Genomic DNA, 23713 nt, shown 5'->3' with positions numbered 1-23713 from the left:
CATAATAATTACAAATAACTATTATATGTCGGTTTTCATAGCTTGAAACTATGGTAAGGAGTGAGCGTATGCGGATTGAAGATTTGCAGTATTTTATGAAGGTTGTTGAAGTGGGGAATATGACGCAGGCGGCCAAGGACTTGTTTATTGCCCAGCCGTCTTTGTCGAAAGCCATGGCCAATTTGGAGTCTGAGATGGGGGTAACTTTGTTTCAGCGGACGGCTAAGGGGACGGTTCTGACGGTGCAAGGGGAGGAATTCCTCCAGTATGCACGGCAGGTCTTGGAGCAGATTGACTTGATGAACCACCGCTACAAAGAAGGCATTACGGCCAATCGAATATTCTCCATTTCCGCTCAACATTATGCCCTTGTAGTAGATGCCTTCGTAAAGCTTCTTAGCGAAATGGACGCTGATCAATATGAAGCAACCCTAAAAGAAGAGTGGACCTTCGAAGTCTTGGACGACGTAGCCAATTTGAAATCAGAAATTGGTGTTATCTATGCTTCTCAATTACTCTAAGAACAGCTGCGACTCTTTCATCTAACATATGCTTAGTCCCTCTTTTAGACATAAAAATGCCCCCTTTACAGTAGTAGAGAACTTTTATTATTTCTCTGTCTACTATATTGGGAGCATAGCAAATCACGCTGGAGGCTGTTGCTTTATATAATTTGCTCTTTATACGCCTAAGAGTTCCGTAGTTTGAAACAATGATTTTGTTGCTTGATGAATTTGCCGAGCGGTATCGGATTGATTCATGGTATATAAATGAATGCCATCCACGCCTTGTGTGACTAAGTCGACAATCTGATCAATGGCGTAGGCAAGCCCCGCATCACGCAATGCAACAGGATTGTGTTCATATTTTTCTAAAATTGCTAAAAATTTCTTCGGCAGTTGAGAAGAGCTGACTTTAATTAGACGTAAAGCCTGTTTACGATTTACGATAGGCATGATCCCAGCCAAAATGGGGGCATCAATCCCTGCCAGTGAGCATCCTTCTTTGAACTGATAAAATTGTTCATTGTCAAAGAAAAGCTGTGTAATCAACTGACTGCAGCCAACTTCTACTTTTTTCCTTAGATGCTTGATATCAGAAATCCGGTTGTCTGAATCTGGATGAATTTCAGGGTAGCAAGCACCTGAAATGTCAAAGTAGGGTGCTTGTTCCTGAATAAAAGTAACCAAATCACTCGCATAAGAAAAATCTCTTTTAGGTGGAATTCCTTCAACAATATCGCCTCTAAGAGCTAAAACATGCCGGATTCCTAGTTTTTCAAGCTGTCCAAGGATGGTAGATACTTGTTGCTTGGATAAATAAGCTGCCGGTAAGTGTGCAATGGTAGGAATTCTCAATGTGTTTGTTACATAATCAGCAATTTTGACGGTTGTTTCTTCAATATTAGCTTTGTTATTACTGCAAGTTACGCTAATAAAATTCGGCTGTAAATCCTGTAGTTCATTCAAGGTCTGAATCAATTTTTTTGTACCAACTTGGGTATTCGCTGGAAAAACTTCAAAAGATAGGGAAGTGCCATTTCCTCTTTGAAAATCGGTCATTGCCTACAGCTCCTTTCGAATCGTCTTCACTGCTTGCGTCATGTTTTCCAGGCTCGCTTTTGTTTCACGTTCCCCACGAGTCTTCAAACCACAATCCGGATTAATCCAAACTTTCTCTTTTGGAACCTTTGCTAAAATTGCTCGAATGGTTTCCGTAATTTCTTCCACTGAAGGAATTCGTGGTGAGTGGATATCATAAACACCGGGGCCAACTTGAATTTTAAAGTTTTGTTTTTGTAATTCATCTAAAATTTCCAAATTAGAACGAGACGCTTCAAAGGAAATGACATCCGCATCCATATTCTCAATCGCAGGGATAATATCGGTAAACTCGCTATAGCACATATGGGTGTGGATTTGCGTTTGGGGTTTCACTTTGCTGTGAACCAATCGAAAGGCAGGGATTGCCCAATCCAAATATTCTGAATTCCAATCACTTCTTCTTAATGGCAACTTTTCCCTCAAAGCAGCTTCATCGATTTGAATCACGCGAATACCGTTTGCTTCTAAGTCCAATACTTCTTCCTGAATCGCCAGAGCAATTTGTAAAGTAGATTCACGCAATGAAAGATCCTCTCGAGGGAATGACCAATTTAAAATGGTCACCGGACCCGTTAACATTCCTTTTACGAATTTATCTGTTTGTGACTGCGCATAAGCAGACCATTCCACCGTAATCGGTGCCGCTCTTGAAACATCTCCCCATATGATAGGCGGTTTCACACCACGAGTGCCGTAAGATTGTACCCAGCCATTTTTACTAAATAGATAACCTTCCAAGTTTTGCCCGAAATATTCGACCATGTCGTTTCGCTCAAATTCACCGTGAACCAAAACATCTAACCCAATTTCTTCCTGCCAAGCTAACCAATCATTCGTTCGGTTTGCGATAAATTCTTTATAGTAATCTTGACTGATTTCTTTTCGTTTGAAAAGAGCACGCGTCTTTTTGACATCTTTCGTTTGTGGGAAAGAACCAATCGTTGTAGTCGGTAGTAACGGAAAATTAAAAATGTCCTTTTGCAAAGCTTCTCTTTTTGAAAAATCTGGTTTCCTTGTAAAGGCATCTTGGGACAATTGATTGATTTTTTCCCCTAGAGCAGTATTTACCGCAATTCTTTCTGATGCAAACAAGTCTTTATTTTCAGCCAGAGCAGCGCTGCTTTCTCCATCAAGAATTTCTTTTAATTCAACGAGCTCCTGTAACTTTTCTTTAGCAAAAGAGAAATGCCGCTTGATTTCTTCAGGAAAACTTTCCTTTTCTACTGTGAATGGTACGTGGAGCAAGGAGCAAGAAGTAGACAGGACATAATTTTTCACCCTCAAACTCTCTAATAGGGCCAAGCTTTTCGAATAGTCATTTCGCCAAATGTTTTTTCCGTTAACGACTCCTGCATACAGAAATTTGTCTTCTGGAAAGGCAATTTGAACCAACTCGATATTTTTAGTACCTTCCACAAAGTCCAAGCCGATTCCTTCTACTGCTAAGGCAGTCAATTCATGATACACGTCACGTACATCACCAAAGTAAGTTTGAATGAGGATTTTCAAGCCAGCTTTATCTGTAAGCAAGGAATCATAAAGATCTACAAATAATTTCTTTTCCGCTTCATCAACATCTTTTACCAAAGCAGGTTCATCTAATTGAATCCATTCTGCACCGATTTCATTCAATTTGTGAAACACTTCTTGGTATCCTTTCACCAAGTCAGCGACAAAGTCACGAGCAGCTAATCCATCTTCAAACTCGCTTAGTTGAAGCAAAGTAAAAGGCCCAACTAAAACAGGGCGGCTATCAATTCCCAAATCCTTGGCTTCTAAGAACTCATCAAAAATTTTGCTCGTACTAATTTGAATAGCGGTGTCTTTTTCAAATTTTGGTACGAGATAATGATAATTCGTATTGAACCATTTTTTCATCGGGAGAGCTTTAATATCGCCTTTTTCTCCTTGGTAACCATGTGCTAAAGTAAAATACTTATCTAGGGAAGATAAGTCACTTTTTTCGACTTCTTTTGGAAGAATATTGAATAGAAATGCAGTATCCAAGGTCTGATCGTAAAAGGAAAAGTCATTACTTGGAATAGAATCAATTCCTGCTTTTTTTAATAGTGTAAAATGCTTGCGCCGGATTTCTTTTCCAATTCGGAATAATTCTTCTTCATTGATTTCGTTTCGGAAATACTTCTCCGTCGCAAATTTTAATTCACGGTTTTCGCCCAACCTGGGGAAACCAATAATGGATGTTTGAGTCATAGTGAATCCTCCTTTGTTGTTATCACCTGAATAATTCATACCTCTAATATCAAAGGCTGTTTTATCTATATTGTTATATTTTCTTTATCGTTTATCATCTTCTATCCTAATTGATTAATTTTTCTGGCCCTTATAATTATTTTGAGTTTTTTCACTTTTCAAACTCAAATTTTGGACGCACTGCTCCTTGGGCCATTTAAAAATTTTTAAAAATCTGGTTATTAAATGTACTGCCGAATCCTTTGGTTTTGCCTGAATACGGTATAAAATTCTCGCTGATAAAGGGGTTCTTTTTCATTACCTAATGGGTGATGAAGCAGATTACTTTAAAGACTAATAAATCAATGTTAGGAAAGACTATTAGTAAAACTATGAATTATTCAGGTTTTGAACTTGTTATGAGTATATGGGTCTGGCATAATAATTACAAATAACTATTATATGTCGGTTTTCATAGCTTGAAACTATGGTAAGGAGTGAGTGTATGCGGATTGAAGATTTGCAGTATTTTATGAAAGTTGTTGAAGTGGGGAATATGACGCAGGCGGCCAAGGACTTGTTTATTGCCCAGCCGTCTTTGTCGAAAGCCATGGCCAATTTGGAGTCTGAGATGGGGGTAACTTTATTTCAGCGGACGGCTAAGGGGACGGTTCTGACGGTGCAAGGGGAGGAATTTCTCCAGTATGCCCGGCAAGTCTTGGAGCAGATTGACTTGATGAACCACCGCTATAAGGAGGGAAGTCAGGCCAACCGGATATTTTCAGTATCCGGCCAGCATTATGCCTTTGTAGTGGATGCTTTTGTGAAGTTACTAAGAGAGATGGCTGCAGACCAGTATGAGGCGACATTAAAAGAAGAGCGAACATTTGAGGTCTTGGATGACGTTGCTAATTTTACCTCTGAGGTAGGTGTTATTTACCGGTCTAATTATAATCAGAAAGTATTGGAAGGGGCTTTTCAAGAGAAGCAACTGACTTTTACGCCATTGTTTAAAACTGCACCACATGTGTTTATTGATAAAGGGCACCCTTTAGCGAAACAAGCGACGATTAGTTTAGATGACTTAACCGCTTATCCTCGTTTATCATATGAACAAGGTACCCACAATTCTTTCTACTATTGGGAAGAGATTTTAGCGGATATTCCTGTCCCAAAACGGATTATTGTATCTGACCGGGCAACTTTATTTAATTTACTCATCGGTCTAGATGGCTATACGATTTCTTCAGGGATAATCAATGATGACTTGAACAGTCCGGATATATTAGCAATTCCTCTTGAGTCAGACGAGGTGATTGAACTAGGTTACCTAACTGCTAACCGTCACCAGCTGTCTTCAATTGCCAAACGCTACTTAGGCTTACTCGAGGAATCAATCCAACAATATGCTAAATAAGAAATCTATGATAAGTGATTTTTTTCGTTGAAAAAGATTGACGTAATGAATTTCAAAGTGGTACAATATAAGACGGTATTGTTTGCCCCATGATAGGCCCCGGAAACCAATTATGAATCGAACAATCAGACAAGATAAACGGAGGAAATATAATGCGTACAACATATATGGCGAAAGCAAATGAAGTTGAACGTAACTGGGTTGTCCTAGACGCAACAGATGTTCCATTGGGACGTCTATCAACAGTTGTGGCAAGCATGTTACGTGGTAAAAATAAACCAACATTCACACCAAACGTTGATACAGGTGATCAAGTTATCATCATCAACGCTGAAAAAGTGAAATTAACTGGTAAAAAAGCAACAGATAAAAAATACTACCGTCACTCAGGTTACCCAGGTGGTATCTATGAAACAACTGCAGGTACATTACGTGATGAAAAACCAGCACGTTTAATCGAAACTTCAGTTAAAGGTATGTTACCAAAAAACCGTTTAGGTCGTGCTCAATTTACACACCTACACGTATACGCTGGTGCGGAACACCCACATGCAGCGCAACAACCTAAACAATTAGACATTAACGAATTAATCTAAGGAGGGAAAAGCAAATGGCACAAGCTCAATACATCGCAACAGGCCGTCGTAAAAACTCAACAGCCCGTGTACGCTTAGTACCTGGTACAGGTAAAATCGTTTTTAACGGTAAAGAAATGGCAGAATACCTACCATACGAATCATTATTCGTAATCGTTAAACAACCTTTAGCAGTTACACAAACTGAAGGCCAATATGACATCTTCATCAACGTTAACGGTGGTGGATATGCTGGTCAATCAGGTGCAGCTCGTCACGGTATCTCTCGTGCGTTATTAGAAGTAGATCCTGACTTCCGTAAACCACTTAAAGATGCTGGTCTTTTAACACGTGACCCACGTATGAAAGAACGTAAGAAACCAGGTCTTAAAAAAGCCCGTAAAGCACCTCAATTCTCAAAACGTTAATTTTTGGCGCTATTACGAATTTATTCGTTTATGGATACAGTATGGGACGGAGATTTCCAAAGAAGTCGAGTACGAATCCATATACAAATCAAAAAGACATTTCTCACTTATGTGGGGAATGTCTTTTTTTGTTTTTTTGTGATAAATAGCCTAATATCAATAAAATAGCTGGATTAGCTTATCCTAAACTTCTACTTTTGATAGATGCGCCAAATTAAGCTAAATAGAATAAAGGATAGCTATTTACCACTTAAAATTCGATTTAATTAGCAGTAAATAACTAAATTTTTGTTATGGATGGATTAGGAATTTGAGCTGTCTTCCAATAAGCTTTCACCAACACTTTTTAGTTTATTGGCTAAATCCATAATATCTATAACAAGGTCATAACTGTAGTCTTCTCCTAGTACAGCTGTTGTACTAGCATCTTCAAATAAGCCTTGTTCTTCCATCTTTAAGTGTTTAAACCAAGTCTCACTGCCATAGTAGTTAAGGAATAGTTTGATATTTGGTAGGTATCTTTCAAAATTTTCCAGGGAATCAGACATGGCCTCAATTTCTTTAGAAATATTCAAAAAATTTTCTTCCATCTCATAAAAATTATCAGTGTTCTTCACGTTACCCCCACCTTTCTTTAATGATATACATTTGATGATTATTTTATTGCGCTAATGATAGTGGTAATTGTTGGTACGATTGAAATGATCGTATAAACTTGGACAAAATAAGCAATAGGTTCCTCCCATGAAGGAGGTGCAATTAAAGCAATAAAGTAGAGTATAATAATAAAAATAAGATTTGTTAAAATCCTAGATAATGCTAGGCGCCAGCCTATTTTCTGTTTAAAATTAAATGTTTGTTGCCAAAATTGGATAAGTGATCTCATGATAAAACGCCTTTCTAAATATGAATGCATAACTAAAAAAAGCATAAACTAAAAATATACAGCAAGCAACAAAATTATTTATGATCACTGATTCACAATATATTTGCATTTAAATATATAAGGAGTAAAATTATAGATAAGGAGGGATTATGATGACTGATAATAAATTTCTGACTGGTAATGTAGATAACGACAAAAAGCCGTATATTATAGATGTTGAAAAAGAAACGTTAGAGAATACAAATTTTCGTACGACGATTTGGACAGGTAACAAGTTGCAGTTGACTGTTATGGAAATTCCTGTAGGCGGTGATATTGGTTTAGAAGTACATCATGAAAGTGATCAATTTATCCGTATCGAGCAAGGTGAGGGTCTTTGCCAGATGGGTCCTGCTGAGGACGATTTATCCTTTGAACAAAAAATTGGAGAAGATGAAGCAGTCTTTGTGCCACTAGGTTTATGGCATAATATCACCAATCGGGGGAGTGTACCGTTAAAACTGTACACCATTTATGCTAGCCCTGACCACGTACCTGGTACTGTTCATGGCACTCAAGAAGATGCTGAAAGCGATCCAAATGAATAAAACAAACATGAAATGCATCAAAAGTACAAACAATAGTTAAACCAAGAAAACCGATGACTTTAAAGGCGTTATCGGTTTTTTTTATGCTAGAAATCAACCAGTCTCTATAAAAAGATATTCCTTTACATATATCAATCAATGTATAGTACGGTACTTCTAAAAAATTGTTGTAGGGTGAAACTAGCAATTTAATTAAATTTTCATATATAATAATATTATGCAAAAAGATAAGGAGTGTGCTACATGCCATTAGTTAGAATCGATCTTTTAGAAGGTAGGACTGCAGAATTTAAATCACAACTAGGTGAGTTAGTTTACGAATCTATGCTTGAAACAGTTGGCATTCCTGAAGAGGATAAGTTTGTGGTTGTTAATGATTTAAAAGCTGAAGAACTGATATTTTCTACCAACTACCTAGGTATTGACCGTACAGATGGTATCGTGATCATTCAAATCACGATGAATGAAGGGCGTACAACTGAGGTGAAAAAAGCTTTATACAAGACAGTTGCTGATAAATTAAATAGCCAATTAGATATTCGCAAAGAAGATGTCTTTATCAACTTAGTAGAAGTAAATAAAGAGAACTGGTCCTTTGGTAATGGTATTGCACAGTACGCAGAATAAGTAGCATTACTACAAGTATATAATAGCCATACCCTAGCTATCCCCATCTTTTTTTGAGATAGCTAGGGTATCTGTTATCTTAACCCAGGAGGGATTACCATGTATTACAAATCATCTTACACCTCACCACTTGGTCAAATGACTATCGTGAATGATGAACATGCGATTAAAGGATTGTGGTTTAGTGATCAAAGATACTTTGGTGGTAAATACGATTTACAGACTATGATAGAAGGAGAAACGCCAGTGACAAAGCAAGTCAAAAATTGGTTAGACGCTTATTTTGCTGGTGAGAACCCAACTCTTGACCCAAACATTTTGGCCCCAGAAGTAACGTCTTACCGTAAGCAAATCCTGAACGCACTGATTAATGTCCCTTACGGCCAAACGACTAGCTATAAGGAATTAGCTGATAAAGTTGCTTTAAACACTCTTGGGAAAAGAGGCTCAGCTCGTGCAGCTGGCGGTGCTGTTGGCCACAATCCCATTTCGATTCTAATTCCATGTCACCGGGTTGTAGCCACTAACGGTGCATTAACTGGTTATGCAGGTGGTATCGACCGCAAAATTGCCTTGCTGGCTTTAGAAGGCTTTGACCAATCCAAGCTAGATAACCACCAAGTATAGGTGTGACGCTCATAGGAACCCATTAATTTTTACATGAAGATGCAAAGAAAAATACCACATAACGGCAAAATAATTTAGGGTGAGATGATGGATAAATTAGCTATTAGAAAATTATATGATACTTTACTGAAAGAAATGGGGCCACAAGGATGGTGGCCTGCTGAATCTAAGGTAGAAATTATCTTGGGGGCTATCCTTGTTCAAAATACCAACTGGCGTAACGTTGAAAAGTCCCTAAATAACTTGAACGCAGCTACTGACTTTTTGCCAGAAGAAATTTTAAAACTCCAACTGGAAGAATTAGAAACGTTGATTCGACCAAGTGGATTCTACCGCAACAAGGCGCGAGCAATTCAAGCCAGTTTCCAATGGTTTGATAACCACAAATGGGATTATCAAGCCATGGAGTATGAATACGGAAAACAGTTGCGAAGTGAAATCTTGAAATTACAGGGGGTAGGGTTTGAAACAGCTGACGTATTTCGCGTTTTTATATTTGACCAACCAGCGTTTATCGCTGATGCCTACGCTAGGCGGTTATTCAGTTGGTTGACAGGCAATTCGTACACAACCTATCAAAGCCTTTACCAAGAGATTAACCTACCGGATGACTTCACTTATGAAGAAGCCCAGGAATTCCATGGCTTAATTGATGAGTTTGGCAAACTATACTTGGGTAAAAATGGCCAAGTGAAGGGAAATTTTTTATCCAATCACCCATGATAAATACTCTATAGTATATATTTTTAATTTAAAAAATACATTTGGGTTTACATTTTCTTTTTAATACCGTATGATATCACCATAAACATTCAAATAAAATCTTCAGGGCAGGGTGTAATTCCCGACCGGCGGTAAAGTCCGCGACCCCCTTTAATTAGGGGTTGACTCGGTGTAATTCCGAGACCGACAGTAGAGTCTGGATGGAAGAAGAGTAGAATTAAAATAAACGAATACTATAAGTCTATAGTTTATTTGTGTGCCCTAGGAATCTTATTTCTAGGGCTTTTTTTCGTCACTCTGACTGGATTATTTGTTGTTTAGAGAAAGGATGAGTGAATGAAAGACTATATGCAAGAAGCACTTGACCTAGCCAAATTAGGACAGGGGTGGACAAGGTCTAATCCTATGGTTGGTGCAGTTATCGAAAAAAATAGCCAAATCATCGGTCGAGGCTATCATCAGCAGTATGGTGGTTTGCATGCGGAAAGAGAAGCCTTAAAGGATGCCAGCGAACAAGGGCATGATGTAAAAGGGGCAACTATGTACGTAACCCTTGAACCCTGCTGTCATTTTGGTAAAACGCCGCCTTGTACGCAAGCTATTATCGAAGCGGGTATTGAAAAAGTGGTAGTTGCTGCAATTGATCCGAATCCATTAGTTGCTGGAAAAGGCATCCAGGAATTAAGAAACTACCATATTGAAGTAGAAACGGGTCTTTTGGCTGAAGAAAGTGAAGACCTTAACCGTAAATTCAATTACTTTATGACTCATCAACGCCCCTATGTCACCATGAAATATGCCATGACCCTAGATGGTCGAACGGCCGCCTATACTGGGGATTCCCAGTGGATAACGGACAAAATTGCACGAGAGCATGTGCATTACCAACGCCACAGTAACCAAGCCATTATGGTTGGCATAGGGACTGTACTTGCTGATGACCCATCGTTAACAGTTCGAATTGAAGACTTTGAGGGGATTAATCCTATCCGTATTGTTTGTGATACTAACTTGAAGCTCCCCTTAACCAGCCAATTAGTGGCGACAGCGAAGGAAACGCCCACAATTATTGCGACAACTAATCAGAATCTACAAGATCACCAAGCCTATCAAGCAGCTGGCTGTCAGCTATTGGTTGTGAATGCGAAGAATGACAAGGTAGATTTAGTGGATTTAATCACACATCTAGGTCAACAAGGTATTCAAAGTATTTATGTTGAAGGTGGACCAAAACTAAATGCTTCGCTACTTGAAGCTGGTTTAATCCAGGAAATCCACACGTATATTGGACCCAAAGTCATTGGTGGTTTTGACCAGTATAGTCCTATCAGTGGTTTTGGTTTTCCGCAGATGGACCAAGCACTTACAAGTAATGTTCAGGCAATCACACCATTAGGTAAAGACATTTTGATAGAAAGTAGGGTGGATTAAATGTTTACAGGAATTATCGAAGATATTGGCCACATTAAAAGTATCGAGGCTATCAACAATGATGCAGGACTTCTTTTAACCATTGCATCAAGAAAAATAGTATCCGATGTCAATCTAGGGGACTCTATTAGTGTGAACGGTATTTGTCTTACCGTGACGAATTACACTGATACGAATTTTCAAGTTGAAGTGATGCCAGAAACGATTGCGAAAACGTCTTTAGAAGGAATTGCTAACAATAGCCGCGTGAATCTGGAACGGGCGATGAAGGCAAATGCAAGATTTGGTGGTCATATTGTAAGTGGCCATATTGATGGTATTGGTAAAATCACCGCAATTGAGGCGGATGGTATCGCTAATTGGTACACGATTCAAACAAGTAAACCATTAATGCGCTATATCATCATGAAGGGGTCTATTGCTATTGATGGCACAAGTTTAACGGTTGCTGGCGTTGAAGGAGATACATTTAAAGTATCAATCATTCCTCACACGAGTGAACAAACAATTTTTTCAACCTATCAAGTAGGAACTATAGTGAATTTAGAAAATGATATTGTCGGCAAGTATATTGAGCAATTTACAGTGAAGGAGCGGGTATAGATGGATTTTTCAACAATCGAAGACGCATTAACAGCTTTACAAGCGGGTCAAATTATCATGGTTTTGGATGATGAGAATAGAGAAAATGAAGGAGACTTGATTTGTGCAGCTGAGTTTGCAACAACAGCTAATATTAATTTTATGGCGACTCATGCTAAAGGGCTAATTTGCCAGCCAATGAGTCAAGCAGTAGCTAGTCGGTTGAATTTATCGCCAATGGTGAATGATAATACAGACCCACATACAACCGCATTTACGGTATCCATTGATCATAAAGAGACAAGTACAGGTGTATCCGCAGTTGAACGTGGGTTAACCATGCGTGAAGCAGCAAATCCGGCTAGCCAACCCAGCGACTTTAACCGTCCGGGCCACGTTTTCCCATTGGTGGCGAAAGAAAATGGTGTCTTGGAGCGAAATGGTCATACAGAAGCAACGGTTGATTTGATGAAATTAGCTGGACTGAATCCAGTGGGTGTTTGTGTAGAAATTATGCGCGAAGACGGTACAATGATGCGCCAAGCCGAATTGCTTGAGCAAGCAGAGAAATGGCAGATGCCAGTCATCACCATTAAAGGCTTACAAGACTACCGGTTAAAAACTGAGCGTCATACCCACCATGTATCACAAGCTAAAATGCCGACAAAATTTGGTGAATTTACTATCCATACTTTTATCAACGATGTAGATAATCAAGAACATGTAGCTTTGGTAAAAGGGGATGTTTCAGGTAAGGGACAGATCCTAACGCGTTTGCATTCTGAATGTTTAACGGGAGATGTATTGGGATCAAACCGGTGTGACTGCGGAGAGCAATTACATGAAGCCCTGCGGAAAATCAATGAAGCTGGCCAAGGCGTTCTCTTGTATTTAAGACAGGAAGGTCGCGGTATTGGCTTAATCAATAAAATAAAAGCCTACCAGTTACAAGAAGAAGGACTGGATACTGTAGAAGCCAACCATGCCCTAGGATTCCCAGATGATTTAAGGGAATACCATACGGCTGCGCAAATGTTGGAGGAACTGGGTGTGACATCCATTGACCTGATGACCAACAACCCAGATAAAATCGCACAATTAGAAGCATCTGGTATCCAAGTAGCCAACCGTGTGAGTATTGAAATGGCTGCTAATCCGGATGATGAAAACTACTTAATCACTAAAAAAGTAAAAATGGGTCATTTATTAGACTTATAAAATATGGAGGAAAATAGCATGAATATTATTCAAGGAAAATTGTACAACGGAGAAGATGTTAAAATTGGGATTGTCATTGCACGATTCAATGATTTTTTAACTAAAAGCTTACTAAGTGGTTGTGAAGATGGCCTTACGCGTTCAGGCGTTTTGACAGAAAATATCGACGTTGCTTGGGTGCCGGGGGCCTATGAAATCCCGCTTACAGCCGCAACGATGGCTGAAACAGGTAAATATGATGCAATCATTACACTGGGTGCTGTGATTAGAGGGGCTACAAGTCACTTTGATGTGGTAGTTAATCAAACATCAAGCGGGGTATCTCAAGTAGGTTTAACCCATAAATTACCGGTCATTTTTGGTGTCTTAACCGTTGAAAACATCGAACAAGCTATTGAACGCTCTGGTACTAAAGCTGGTAACCTTGGGTTTACTTATGCAACGAATGCTATTGAAATGATTAATTTATTCAAGGAAATTAAACAACAATAGGTCATCAATCCATATGAAAATATCTCTAACAGTACAAGACTAGCTTTAATTTTAAATCATGGTAAGATGGATGTTGGAACAATAAAGCGCATTCAATTATCATATCTTTCTGATGATTTGCGTAAAAAGCTTAAGGAGACTTCATATGACGATTCAATTTAAACAAACATTAGCGCCAACCAAGGATAATTCTGGAAAACCTATCATTTTAAGTGACGCTACCTTCGCTCAACGCAAGGAGAAAGTCCTTCAGTTAATGCGAAAATATGACTTCTCATCATTGATGATTTACGCAGACAAGGAACACGGTAGTAATTTTGAATATTTAACTGGCTTTATTCCACGATTTGAGGAAGCTATCCAAGTAATAAACCAAGACGGGACGTCGACATTGATTTTAGGTAATGAGAATTTCAATAAGACTAGTATGGCACGTACACAAAGCGAAGGCGTTCTTTGTCCATTCTTTTCTTTACCAAACCAACCTATGGATTTCACTAAAACTTTCGCTGACTATTTAAAAGATATTAAAGTAGATGATTCTAAACGAATTGGATTAGTAGACTGGAAGCTTTTATCTAATGATATGACTAACTTCCACAACCATCATTCAATACCAGCATTTATTGTGGATGGTATACAAGAAGTTTTCGGTTCTGACAAGGTAGTGAATGCAACCCAACTATACATGCATCCAAAAGAAGGTGCTCGTGTAACAAACAACGCAGAGGAAATCGCTCGTTATGAATACGGAGCTTCCCTTGCATCTGATGCTGTCCTTGAAGCAATGAACCAGCTAGCCGTTGACCAAAGTGAGTTAGAAGCAGGTAATCACTTAAATCGCGATGGTCAATATCCTTCTGTTGTGACCATTGCAGCCTTCGGTGATCGTTTTAAAGACGCTAATATTTATCCAACTGATAACACGTTAAATGATGGCGATAAAGTTGCATTAACTGTAGCCTATAAAGGTGGCTTGTCTAGCCGTTCTGGCTATGCAGTGAAAGATGAAAGTCAGCTCGCTGAACGTGATCCAGGATACTTAGAAGAAGTCGTTTACCCCTATTTCCAAGCTTATAAATGGTGGTTAGATAATTTAACTATCGGGAAAAAGGGTGGCGACTTCTACCAAGCGTTCAGTGAGTTTTATCCGCAAGCTACTTATGGCTGGAACTTGTGCCCGGGGCATTTAGTAGCTGACGAAGAATGGCTAAGCTCACCATTTTATAAAGACTCTGATGCAACAATTCAAAGTGGCTACATCTTCCAACTAGACTTTATACCTTCACAAGCGAACCATAATGGTGTTTCAGCTGAATCGACGATTGCGGTTGCTGACGCGGCACTACGTGAAGAGATTAAGATTAAACAACCAGAACTTTGGTCAAGAATCTCTAAGCGGAAGGATTATCTAAAAGAAGCATTAGGTTTAGCGTTACCAGAACATTTATTACCATTAGCGAGTACTTTTGCCTACTATAGACCATTCTTATTAGACAAAAAAACTGCTATCTACTTTGGATAAAAAAATTCCCCTCAAGATTGGTTGCCAAACTTGAGGGATTTTTGTCTATTTTTTAAGTGAATAATGACGGACTATCCATACTGAATTGCCATAAAGATGTTAATATATGTATAATATTATAAATAAATTGGAGGGTTATGCTCTTGGACGAACAGATTGAATTATTATTTACCATCGATGAAGGCTATTTAAATCCCTTAAAAGTGGCATTAACATCGATTCGCCAAAATAATCCAGGCCAAGCCATCCGTATTTGGCTGATTCATGAATCAATTGCAATGCAAACTATTCGCGAATTGCAGAAGTTAACGGATTATTTACAGTTTGGTTTTGAAGCGATTGAAATTGATGGCAGTCGATGGAATAGCGCTAAAACTGAAGATAGGTACCCAAAAGAGATGTACTTCCGCTTGCTTGCGGGTGAAATATTACCTAAAGAAATGAAACGTGTGATTTATTTAGATCCAGATATTTTGGTGGTTAACCCTTTATTAGAGCTGTGGCAAACAGATTTAGAAGGTCATATGCTAGCAGCCGCTACACATGTTGGGTTGACGGACGTTTCTACTCGAGTAAACCAAATGCGACTTGACGTTGACCATGCATACTATAATTCTGGTGTGATGGTGATTGATTTAGATAAAGCTAGAGAAATTGTCAAATGGTCAGATATTGCGCGAATGATTGAAAAATATAATCTGTTACTCTTCTTACCTGACCAAGATATTCTAAACCATTTGTATGGTAAATATACGAAGGAAATACCCGAAGAAATTTGGAATTATGATACCCGTAAATATATGCGCTATTTTACCAAAAGTCTTACCCAACACGATATTCACTGGGTTATGGCCAATACCTCTATCCTTCATTTCTGTGGCGGACCAAAACCATGGGACGATAAACATGACAATCGGTTTACCAGTCTTTACCTTAACTATCAAAACCAATTGAAGCGTATCGAATCGGTGATTAAGTAATTTAAAATAAGTAATTTTCATTACCTATGGTGGTTAAATTCTTATTTATTATCGTCAAATCAGGCTTATACACTTTGGTATCCAATAAAAAATCCCCAGAAGTAAGCGTATGTCTGCGTACTTCTGGGGATTCTTTTTTTATAGGATAAATAATCCAATTAATCGACTGATTTTAATGCTTCTAGCATATCGACGTGTTGTAGGCGTTTATAAATGATATAGGCTAGAACGGCTGTAATTGATCCGATAATAACAGCTGGAACAATAAAGCTTGTCGCTGCTAGTGCAGGGTTAAACATTACATCAGCAGGTGGAACGATTCGAATAATATATTGATGGAGCATTTCACCAATACCGAAACCTACTAGTATACCTAGGGCAGTTAAAACGATTGTTTCACGGTAAATATATAAGGTAACTTCATTATCAAAGAAACCAAGTACTTTGATAGTAGATAATTCACGCATCCGTTCAGAAACATTAATATTCGTTAGGTTATATAGGATAACGATACCTAGTAAACCAGCAACAACAATTAGAACAGTCATGATTTTATCCAATGAATGAACAATTGTATCGATTTGATTCATTAGGGTAGTGTTTTGTACTACACCGGCAACACCGTCTAATTCAATGAATTTTGCAGCTTGATTTTCTGTGTTGTTAATTGAATCATCTTTTAAGTTGACTAGATAAGCATTAGATTGGTAATCCTCACCGTAAATTGTTTCATAAACTTGTGGACTAGCGAAGACAAAGTGACCAATATACATTTCTGTAATTCCTGATACTTTCATTTCACGGTCTTTACCGTTCGTATCTTGAAGTGTAATTGTATCACCCACTTCAGCATCTAATAGGCTGGCTAGTCGTTCAGAAATGACTACGCCATCATCTGGTAAGTTTAGCGTTTCATCAGAACCACGTTCAGTTAATTGAATATAGTCTGAAAATTCATCTATATTTTCTGGGGAAATTAAAGTAATATCTTGTGTATCGTTTTGTTTTCCACCGACAGTTGTTAGCTCTTGATATTCTACTTCACCGAATTGATCAATGTCTTGAGAAGATAAAGTATCCTTAATCTCACCATTTTGTTGATCAGAGACATAATCATTTTCCGCTACAATCATATCGTAATGGATTAATTCACCAAATTGACGTTGGTTAATTTCGCCAATAGATGTTTGTACGCTAAGCCCTGAGAATAATAAGGCAGTAGCACCGGCAACACCAAAGATTGTCATTAGCATCCGTTGTTTATAACGGAAGATGTTTCTTGCTGTTACTTTGTGGGTGAAGGACATCCGGTTCCAAATTGGTGTAATCCGTTCTAATAAAATCTTAGATCCAGCGCTAGGTGCTTTTGGTAAAAGCAGTTGCGCAGGTTGTTCTTGTAATTCTCTCTTCGCTACTAAGTAGGCTGGTAAAACAGCTGCTAATAAGGCTAAAAGAATGGCAACCAAGGAAATTGCCCAGTGGAAGTGTAATTCAATGGCTGGCAAGGTATAGCTTGCACTATAAGCATTGTAAACAATATAAGGGAGTAGGGTGTGTCCTAAGATAATCCCTAAAATAGTACCAGATAAGCTGGCGGTTAAACCGTAGAAAGTAAATTTCTTAATAACGTCTTGGTCATCATAACCTAGGGCTTTCAAGGTACCTGATTTAGTCCGTTCTTCGTCTACAAAGCGTGTCATGGTAGTAAAGGTAACTAGTGCAGCAACGAAGTATAAGAAGATTGGGAAGATATTTGCTAGGGAATCTACAATATTTGAAATGGTACTATAGATTTTATACCCATCGCTACCTGGAATCTCCCGACGACTATTTACGGAATAAGTTGGTAGGGATAAATTATCCACCATTTCTTGTGCTTCGGCTAGTTCATCTTCTTTGTCTGCTATCTCATCTTCAGCATCCGCTTTGGTTTTAGCGAATTCAGCGGCTTTATCTTCGTATTCTGCCTGACCCTCCGCAAGACTTTCTTTGGCATCTGCAATTTGGGCTTCAGCATCCGCAGATTCAGTTGCTAATTGGTCTTCTGCTTGGGCTAATTCCGCTTCTTTATCAGCTAATTCCGCTTTTGCTGCGGCTAACTTATCTACATTCGCTTGGTATTCCGCTGATTTCTTATCTAATGTCTCTACACCAGCAGTCCATTGTGCTAGACCCTCATAGTAAGTATTTAAACCGTCATTATAAGATTGGATACCGGCATTGTATTTGGATAAGCCATCTTGGTATGCCGCTTCTTTTTCTTGTAAGAGGGCTTCATTCTCGCTTAAGCTAGCAGTTGCTGCTTCAATTTGAGCTTTACCATCATCAATTTTGGCTTGATTGCTAGATAATGCAGCATTACCATCACTTAATTGTTTGTTAGCAGTATCTAATTGTGCTTTAGCACTGTTTAATTGTTCTTGGCCAGCATCTAGTTGACTTTTAGCACTTTCTAATGCTGATTTTTGTTGGTCTAACTCAGCTTGACTAGCCTCTATTTTTGCCATTCCAGGAGTGTATGTTGAATTCATGAAGGATTCATATTCACTTTGGCTAGCATCTAATTCTTCTTGTAGGTCAGCAATTTGTGCTTGTAAATCAGCAGTATCAGCTTCATTTAAATCACCTGCATCTAATTTATTTTGTAGGCTAGTGATTTGTTCTGTTAAAGCTTGGATACCCTTTTCATAATTTGCTTTTCCATTTGCCAATTCTTGATTGTTTTGATCAAGTTGATTTTGTGCGCCTTCTACTTGACTGGCTTTTGCTTCGTAGTCAGCTTGTTTTTCCTCAAAAGCATTTAAGTTTTGAGTATATTCACTGTATTTGTTATCATACTCAGCTTGTTTGCTTTCAAGTGTTGCGTTTGCTTCGGCGATTTTTGCCTCAGCGCTATTTATTTGGGCTTTCTTTTCAGCTAATTGACTATAACCATTAGCAATCGCCGTTTGACCTTGGTCTAATTGGCTTCTTGCGGTAGTTAACTGATTTTGACTATCATTTAACTGTTTCTTTGCTTGGTTTAATTTAGCTTTACCATCTTGGAGTTGGTGCCACTTTTCGTCCAATGTAGCTTGCCCATTAGCTAACTGCGTTTTAGCAGCATCTAATTGTGCTTGACTATCATCAATTGTAGTATGGGCATTCGCAATTTGATTGGCACCATCATTAATTTGTGTAGTGGCGTCAGCTACTTTAGTGTCTAATTGATTTTGTGCATCTTCAATTTCAGCTTGACCATCAATTAATTGTTGTTTGGCATCATCTAGTTGTGCTTGTCCATCTGCCAATTTCTTCTTGGCATCATCAATTTGTTTTTGGCCATCATCAATTTCCGATTGATAATCATTTTTAATTGTTTCAAGACGATTTTCTGGTTGGTTTGCTAAGGCATCATCTAAATCATCTTTGTGAACTTGAAGTCTTTCAGTGTAAGTATCTGAATAAGGATCGATATTGATTAAATCATCGAATCTTAATCGAGCCAGCATGTAGACATCTGAATCAAACGCAGATTCAGGAACAATCGCGTAACCTTTTAAGGCGCCAGTTCCGGCTGTAGAAGCACCTTGGTTTAGATTGGATAAAATCTCACCAGAATAAACAAAACCGACAATTTCATAGGTGTCTTCTTTTAGTACAGTATCACCAGAGGCATCTGCCTGTTCTGACAGGTCAATTTTATCACCTACTTGATATTGATCATCAAAGCTTGCATCTATCGCTATTTCATTACTTGCTTTAGGTAATTGACCTTCCACTAATTCATAATCAGAGATATCTTCTCCCATTGAGAATACGCGAATAGCCGTATGGCTATCATCAATTGTGACATCTTTTAAATAGCCATATTCAATATCTGCCAAGCCCGAGGTTTTATCCAAGATGTCAACATCATCATCATCAATACCCATTGAACCAATTACAGTAATATCTGAGACGTTTAAATCATCAAAATAATGTTCACCAGTTGTTCGCATATCTGGTCCAGTCACTTTTAAACCAATTAAGGCAAAAGAACCTATCAACATTAACCCCATGATAGAGAAAAATCTACCTTTTGATTTAGTAATTGATTTTCGAATATCCTTCCATAACATTTTCTTTTTCATGTTTATTTGTCACCTACCATTCGATATCTGAGATATTTTCAGGTGAATCATTCACTTCAATGGATTCCACTGTAGCATTACGCATGTGAATAACTCTATCAGCAATAGGTGCAATGGCTGCATTATGTGTCACGATAACTACAGTAGCACCATTCTTGCGACTCATATCTTGTAAGATTTGTAAGACTTGTTTACCTGTTTCAAAGTCTAAAGCACCTGTTGGCTCGTCACATAATAAGATTTTTGGTTTTTTAGCAACCGCTCTAGCAATAGAAACGCGTTGTTGTTCACCACCGGATAATTGTGCAGGGAAGTTGTCGATCCTCTCACCTAAACCTACACCCTCTAATACCTCGATAGGATCACTCGCATCTTTAACTATTTCAGAAGCCAACTCTACATTCTCCTTAGAAGTCAAGTTAGGCACTAAATTATAAAATTGAAATACGAAGCCTACATCCTCTCGGCGGTATTTGGTTAATTGCTTTTTGTTATAAGTAGCAATGTCATTGCCATCAATGATGACTTGTCCTTCATCATTCGAATCCATGCCTCCAAGAATATTTAGCATGGTAGATTTTCCGGCACCGGATGACCCTAAAATAATGGCTAATTCACCTTTTTCAATTGAAAAATTCACATCATTATTCGCGGTGATGACATTCTCACCCATTTTATAATGTTTAGAACTATTAATAACCTCTATGTAACTCATTTTCATTTCCTTCCTTATAAATATAAAATGATTGCCCAAGTAAATGAACAACGTGTTGATTTATTCACTTAGAGAGTATATAATGATTGTGCAAGAGATTCAATAAACAAAATACAAAAAAGTGTTGATTTTATAACAAAATTTGTCAATTAATCTATTCAAAGAAAGTAGGATAATCAATGAGCCGTAAGATGGAAACAAAAGAAAAAATTAAAGCAGCCTTTATTGATTTAGTACATGAAAAGGGATTTGAGGCGATGACTGTGAGTGATATCGCCAGAAGATGTGACATTAATCGCGGAACCTTTTATCTACATTATGTAGACAAGTATGACTTAATGAATAAGTTAGAAGAAGAAGTGATGTTTGACTTAGAGGCGATTATTTTAAAGGATTCGGATCATAAAGAAGCCAAGGAATCTTTAGAATTGATTCCATATGATGAAATTTTAGAAGCCTTAGTCTATGTTAAAGGTGAATTTGACTTTGTAAAAGCTATTGCAAGCCCAGGTGGGGATCCCAATTTCATGCAAACCTTAAAGTCTATTATTGGACAGCTGATTGATATAAAGGTAAAGCAGTCTAATCGCGTAAAGTTTGAGAAACTAGACCTGCCTGAAGACTATGCGATTGAAATCTTACTATCATCTATTGTGGGGATTATGACGTTGTGGATTAAAAAAGATGGAAAAGAGTCACCGGAAGAAATTGCGCACATGATTACCAAAGCAAAACTATTGCCGCCATATGAACTGCTAATGTAGAAAAATATACAGGATAAAGTACTGATCGTCATTTTTAATGGATATCTATCCTTTTTCGATGATATAAAAAAATAAAGCCAGTAAACCATGATGAACATGATTACTAACTTTATATCATTTTTCTAACACATATGTTTTCTAAAGAAACCAATTTGATCTAGGTTACAGTATTTTGCAACACCGGATTTTTGATCAATGTGAAATACATGGTTTAGTTCAGAACCATCAGTGTTTCTATAGATTTTAAAGTAGACTTCATTCCCTTTAGAAATTAAAAATTGGCCAAATTGGATAGCAGTTTCTTTTAGGAAATCATGGCTTGATGTCATGACAAAAGCAGGGGGAAAGTTGGTAGTGATGTATTGTTCAACGGGTAGCTGAGCTTTGAGTTGATCAGTCATTTTTCCATCGAGGTAATAAGGAAAATCATCAGCGGAACCGATATTATTGCCGATGTAATAGGCACCACAATTTAAACCAACAGCGTTAAATTGGATGTTAGGTACTTGAAAGTCAAATAAATTTTGATAATTAGGATTTGAAGCAATTGTAGCGTACTGTTGAGTGAGTTGACCACCTGCAGAATCGCCCAATAAAAATAAATTGTCTAAATCAATGTAGTATTCTTCGCTATTTGCAGTCATCCATTCAGACAGCGAAGACTAAGCTTAATCATTACAATAATAAAAGACGAAATGCACTTTTCTTGAAGCGCATTTCGTCTTTTTTCGCGTATATACAACTTGTAGGGCGGATTACTCACCAACCATACCATCGCCGTCACGGTCGTCCATATATGGATACAACCAATGGTCTGAATAAATAGGCATTGAAAATCCTGCTGCTTTGGCTTCTTTAATGGTTACCTGACCGTTGCCATTGGCATCAACCGAACTGACATCACCGCCGGAAGCGGGCGCTGTGGTAGCGGGTGCACTTTCGGCTGCAGGGGCAGTTTCAGAAACGGTTGAAGATTGGTTTAAGTTTGGTAATGATTCATCTTGTGTTGGGCCTTCAGGTCCTACTGATGAGCCGTCTGCATAGTTGATTTCAACGTCTGGTTGGATGTTTGGTACATAGATATTGAATTGGATAGTCGCCCCGTTATCTTCAATAGAGAAACCTTCCATGTAAACACCGGATGCCAGTAGGTTATCCCCTTCGAATGCTGGTGTAATGCGGTAGCGGACATGGTTTTCTGTTTGCTCAATATAGTTAGCCACAAAGTTTTCAAATGGCAACATCCCTTCAGTATTAAACCATCTAGTCCCAGTCATCAAGTTGCGGGCATTGGCATCTTCACCAGTTAGTTGGTGGCCAATCAAATGAGATCGGTTATACAACCAACCACCTGAAACGTTGGCATACTTAGCTTGTTGCCAGCCAGTGGGTTTGATATCTGAAATATCACCACGTTCTGTAGTAGGCATCAGTTCGACTCCGAGGACAGCGTTTGCGGCGGTTACCCGACCTAAACTATCCAGTTCACCATATGATTCGTAGGCTTCAGTCGATGTAATATCCGCATTTGTAAAGTAAGGGATATTATCGTTAATTTCTATATAAGTTTGCCCAACTGGTACTGTACGTACTTTTGTGAATTCAGCGCTTGCTTGGCTGGCAATTTCACTTTCGGCTTTTGCTTTAGATTCAGTTGCTGCCTTTTCTTTAGACTCTGATTCAGCACGTTTCATAGAAGAGGCTTGGCGTGCACTTGATTCAGCGGCTAATTTTTTGTCATAAGATTCCTTGGAGGATTTTTGTGACGCATCTTTAGCGGACTTAGCAGCCGCTTCTTCGGCCGCTGATTCAGAAGCCTCATCGGAATCCTTATCAGAAGCTTGATCTGAGGTTATGACTTGTTCTTGTGGTTGAAGGTCAGTTTGATCGGCTTCGGTTTCACCTGTGTCTATTGAAAAGATGACAATCGTACCGATTAATGCAGCTGCTGAGGCAATCAAGCTGTTTCTCAACCATTGATTATTTGGCTTAATCTTGTAGAAAAACAAGGCCAGAATAGGCGCAACAACTAAAATGAATGGTGATAACAAGATAAATATTATCAGTAAAGCCAAGTAAGCCAACAAACGTAACCAGTTAATATTCTTTTTCTTCATTATTTATATTTCTCCCAAAAGTATCTATTCTTTCCCATATTGCCTAACATTATATCGGCCGTCATTCTAAACTGCAATGATTATCGTTCTTTTATTTACAAAATGTAAAA

General features: G+C 38.3%; 22 protein-coding genes and 1 riboswitch. Of the genes, 15 read left to right on the top strand and 7 right to left on the bottom strand.

Annotated features, from left to right (window positions below):
* The first annotated feature begins 68 nt into the window (after positions 1-68).
* The gene (locus ACUW85_RS03030) at positions 69-521 is read left to right on the top strand and encodes a LysR family transcriptional regulator (protein ID WP_259345356.1); all 453 of its coding nucleotides are present in this window, start codon (positions 69-71) and stop codon (positions 519-521) included.
* A 159-nt stretch (positions 522-680) separates the two neighbouring features.
* On the opposite strand, the gene metF is transcribed toward ACUW85_RS03030, so the two are convergent.
* Together metF and metE are read right to left on the bottom strand one after the other, a co-directional pair.
* Positions 681-1562: a methylenetetrahydrofolate reductase [NAD(P)H] gene (metF, locus tag ACUW85_RS03025; protein ID WP_048727200.1), complete on the bottom strand. Its 882-nt coding sequence runs from the start codon at positions 1560-1562 to the stop codon at positions 681-683.
* A 3-nt stretch (positions 1563-1565) separates the two neighbouring features.
* Entirely contained in the window at positions 1566-3857 is a 2292-nt protein-coding gene (gene metE, locus ACUW85_RS03020) for a 5-methyltetrahydropteroyltriglutamate--homocysteine S-methyltransferase (protein ID WP_396027403.1), read from the bottom strand.
* Between the two features lie 445 nt (positions 3858-4302).
* Between metE and ACUW85_RS03015 the strand changes: the two genes are divergently transcribed.
* The 3 genes from ACUW85_RS03015 to rpsI all read left to right on the top strand — a co-directional run bounded on the left by ACUW85_RS03015 (position 4303) and on the right by rpsI (position 6217).
* Positions 4303-5214, top strand: a complete 912-nt coding sequence (locus ACUW85_RS03015) for a LysR family transcriptional regulator (RefSeq protein ID WP_149315114.1) — start codon at positions 4303-4305, stop codon at positions 5212-5214.
* 152 nt (positions 5215-5366) lie between these two features.
* On the top strand, positions 5367-5810 hold the full coding sequence (gene rplM, locus ACUW85_RS03010) for a 50S ribosomal protein L13 (RefSeq protein ID WP_004262667.1): 444 nt from the start codon (positions 5367-5369) through the stop codon (positions 5808-5810).
* 14 nt (positions 5811-5824) lie between these two features.
* The gene (gene rpsI / locus ACUW85_RS03005; protein ID WP_004262670.1) at positions 5825-6217 is read left to right on the top strand and encodes a 30S ribosomal protein S9; all 393 of its coding nucleotides are present in this window, start codon (positions 5825-5827) and stop codon (positions 6215-6217) included.
* A gap of 302 nt (positions 6218-6519) precedes the next feature.
* On the opposite strand, the gene ACUW85_RS03000 is transcribed toward rpsI, so the two are convergent.
* The gene (locus ACUW85_RS03000) at positions 6520-6834 is read right to left on the bottom strand and encodes a DUF4298 domain-containing protein (RefSeq protein WP_225968887.1); all 315 of its coding nucleotides are present in this window, start codon (positions 6832-6834) and stop codon (positions 6520-6522) included.
* 421 nt (positions 6835-7255) lie between these two features.
* On the opposite strand from ACUW85_RS03000, the gene ACUW85_RS02995 reads away from it, so the two are divergent.
* From ACUW85_RS02995 to ACUW85_RS02950, 10 genes are all read left to right on the top strand, one after another.
* Complete coding sequence (locus tag ACUW85_RS02995) at positions 7256-7690, top strand: cupin domain-containing protein (RefSeq protein ID WP_026465771.1); 435 nt, start codon at positions 7256-7258, stop codon at positions 7688-7690.
* A 243-nt stretch (positions 7691-7933) separates the two neighbouring features.
* Positions 7934-8317 carry a tautomerase family protein gene (locus ACUW85_RS02990; RefSeq protein WP_048725549.1) on the top strand — a complete coding sequence of 128 codons (384 nt, stop codon included), beginning with the start codon at positions 7934-7936 and terminating at the stop codon, positions 8315-8317.
* Positions 8318-8416: 99 nt separating this feature from the next.
* Positions 8417-8944, top strand: a complete 528-nt coding sequence (locus ACUW85_RS02985; protein WP_149358577.1) for a methylated-DNA--[protein]-cysteine S-methyltransferase — start codon at positions 8417-8419, stop codon at positions 8942-8944.
* 84 nt (positions 8945-9028) lie between these two features.
* On the top strand, positions 9029-9667 hold the full coding sequence (locus ACUW85_RS02980; RefSeq protein ID WP_048725555.1) for an endonuclease III domain-containing protein: 639 nt from the start codon (positions 9029-9031) through the stop codon (positions 9665-9667).
* A gap of 94 nt (positions 9668-9761) precedes the next feature.
* A riboswitch (FMN riboswitch) is annotated at positions 9762-9883 on the top strand.
* A gap of 120 nt (positions 9884-10003) precedes the next feature.
* Positions 10004-11098 carry a bifunctional diaminohydroxyphosphoribosylaminopyrimidine deaminase/5-amino-6-(5-phosphoribosylamino)uracil reductase RibD gene (gene ribD / locus ACUW85_RS02975; protein ID WP_182023152.1) on the top strand — a complete coding sequence of 365 codons (1095 nt, stop codon included), beginning with the start codon at positions 10004-10006 and terminating at the stop codon, positions 11096-11098.
* Complete coding sequence (locus ACUW85_RS02970) at positions 11099-11701, top strand: riboflavin synthase (RefSeq protein ID WP_182023151.1); 603 nt, start codon at positions 11099-11101, stop codon at positions 11699-11701.
* Positions 11702-12898, top strand: coding sequence for a bifunctional 3,4-dihydroxy-2-butanone-4-phosphate synthase/GTP cyclohydrolase II (locus ACUW85_RS02965; protein WP_182023150.1), 1197 nt, complete (start codon positions 11702-11704; stop codon positions 12896-12898).
* An 18-nt stretch (positions 12899-12916) separates the two neighbouring features.
* Positions 12917-13390: a 6,7-dimethyl-8-ribityllumazine synthase gene (ribH, locus tag ACUW85_RS02960; protein ID WP_048725568.1), complete on the top strand. Its 474-nt coding sequence runs from the start codon at positions 12917-12919 to the stop codon at positions 13388-13390.
* 145 nt (positions 13391-13535) lie between these two features.
* Positions 13536-14915: a M24 family metallopeptidase gene (locus ACUW85_RS02955; protein WP_048725573.1), complete on the top strand. Its 1380-nt coding sequence runs from the start codon at positions 13536-13538 to the stop codon at positions 14913-14915.
* Between the two features lie 137 nt (positions 14916-15052).
* A complete protein-coding gene (locus ACUW85_RS02950) occupies positions 15053-15895 on the top strand; it encodes a glycosyltransferase family 8 protein (RefSeq protein ID WP_082148198.1) in 843 nt (280 codons plus the stop codon).
* A gap of 158 nt (positions 15896-16053) precedes the next feature.
* Here ACUW85_RS02950 and ACUW85_RS02945 read toward each other — a convergent pair whose 3' ends face one another.
* Complete coding sequence (locus ACUW85_RS02945) at positions 16054-20007, bottom strand: FtsX-like permease family protein (protein ID WP_182023149.1); 3954 nt, start codon at positions 20005-20007, stop codon at positions 16054-16056.
* Between the two features lie 13 nt (positions 20008-20020).
* On the bottom strand, positions 20021-20722 hold the full coding sequence (locus ACUW85_RS02940) for an ABC transporter ATP-binding protein (protein ID WP_048725582.1): 702 nt from the start codon (positions 20720-20722) through the stop codon (positions 20021-20023).
* Positions 20723-20901: 179 nt separating this feature from the next.
* On the opposite strand from ACUW85_RS02940, the gene ACUW85_RS02935 reads away from it, so the two are divergent.
* Positions 20902-21486: a TetR/AcrR family transcriptional regulator gene (locus ACUW85_RS02935; protein ID WP_182023148.1), complete on the top strand. Its 585-nt coding sequence runs from the start codon at positions 20902-20904 to the stop codon at positions 21484-21486.
* A gap of 122 nt (positions 21487-21608) precedes the next feature.
* Here ACUW85_RS02935 and ACUW85_RS02930 read toward each other — a convergent pair whose 3' ends face one another.
* Positions 21609-22130 carry an alpha/beta hydrolase gene (locus tag ACUW85_RS02930; RefSeq protein WP_259345354.1) on the bottom strand — a complete coding sequence of 174 codons (522 nt, stop codon included), beginning with the start codon at positions 22128-22130 and terminating at the stop codon, positions 21609-21611.
* Between the two features lie 111 nt (positions 22131-22241).
* Entirely contained in the window at positions 22242-23603 is a 1362-nt protein-coding gene (locus ACUW85_RS02925) for a DNA/RNA non-specific endonuclease (RefSeq protein WP_182023147.1), read from the bottom strand.
* Positions 23604-23713: the final 110 nt, after the last annotated feature.

The organism is Aerococcus sp. 150760013-2, from assembly GCF_053627715.1.
The sequence above is the reverse complement of the archived record's forward strand: the minus strand, read 5'-3'. Positions and strand labels throughout refer to the sequence as shown.

Coding starts and splice junctions, on each gene's coding strand:
- rpsI (WP_004262670.1), top strand. CDS start 5,825: ATGGCACAAGCTCAATACATCGCAACAGGCCGTCGTAAAAACTCAACA.
- ACUW85_RS02985 (WP_149358577.1), top strand. CDS start 8,417: ATGTATTACAAATCATCTTACACCTCACCACTTGGTCAAATGACTATC.
- ACUW85_RS02970 (WP_182023151.1), top strand. CDS start 11,099: ATGTTTACAGGAATTATCGAAGATATTGGCCACATTAAAAGTATCGAG.
- ACUW85_RS03030 (WP_259345356.1), top strand. CDS start 69: ATGCGGATTGAAGATTTGCAGTATTTTATGAAGGTTGTTGAAGTGGGG.
- ACUW85_RS02950 (WP_082148198.1), top strand. CDS start 15,053: ATGCTCTTGGACGAACAGATTGAATTATTATTTACCATCGATGAAGGC.
- ACUW85_RS02935 (WP_182023148.1), top strand. CDS start 20,902: ATGAGCCGTAAGATGGAAACAAAAGAAAAAATTAAAGCAGCCTTTATT.
- ribD (WP_182023152.1), top strand. CDS start 10,004: ATGAAAGACTATATGCAAGAAGCACTTGACCTAGCCAAATTAGGACAG.
- ACUW85_RS02955 (WP_048725573.1), top strand. CDS start 13,536: ATGACGATTCAATTTAAACAAACATTAGCGCCAACCAAGGATAATTCT.
- ACUW85_RS02930 (WP_259345354.1), bottom strand. CDS start 22,130: ATGACTGCAAATAGCGAAGAATACTACATTGATTTAGACAATTTATTT.
- ACUW85_RS02940 (WP_048725582.1), bottom strand. CDS start 20,722: ATGAGTTACATAGAGGTTATTAATAGTTCTAAACATTATAAAATGGGT.
- ACUW85_RS02990 (WP_048725549.1), top strand. CDS start 7,934: ATGCCATTAGTTAGAATCGATCTTTTAGAAGGTAGGACTGCAGAATTT.
- metF (WP_048727200.1), bottom strand. CDS start 1,562: ATGACCGATTTTCAAAGAGGAAATGGCACTTCCCTATCTTTTGAAGTT.
- ribH (WP_048725568.1), top strand. CDS start 12,917: ATGAATATTATTCAAGGAAAATTGTACAACGGAGAAGATGTTAAAATT.
- rplM (WP_004262667.1), top strand. CDS start 5,367: ATGCGTACAACATATATGGCGAAAGCAAATGAAGTTGAACGTAACTGG.
- metE (WP_396027403.1), bottom strand. CDS start 3,857: ATGAATTATTCAGGTGATAACAACAAAGGAGGATTCACTATGACTCAA.
- ACUW85_RS02945 (WP_182023149.1), bottom strand. CDS start 20,007: ATGAAAAAGAAAATGTTATGGAAGGATATTCGAAAATCAATTACTAAA.
- ACUW85_RS02980 (WP_048725555.1), top strand. CDS start 9,029: ATGATGGATAAATTAGCTATTAGAAAATTATATGATACTTTACTGAAA.
- ACUW85_RS02965 (WP_182023150.1), top strand. CDS start 11,702: ATGGATTTTTCAACAATCGAAGACGCATTAACAGCTTTACAAGCGGGT.
- ACUW85_RS02995 (WP_026465771.1), top strand. CDS start 7,256: ATGACTGATAATAAATTTCTGACTGGTAATGTAGATAACGACAAAAAG.
- ACUW85_RS03015 (WP_149315114.1), top strand. CDS start 4,303: ATGCGGATTGAAGATTTGCAGTATTTTATGAAAGTTGTTGAAGTGGGG.
- ACUW85_RS02925 (WP_182023147.1), bottom strand. CDS start 23,603: ATGAAGAAAAAGAATATTAACTGGTTACGTTTGTTGGCTTACTTGGCT.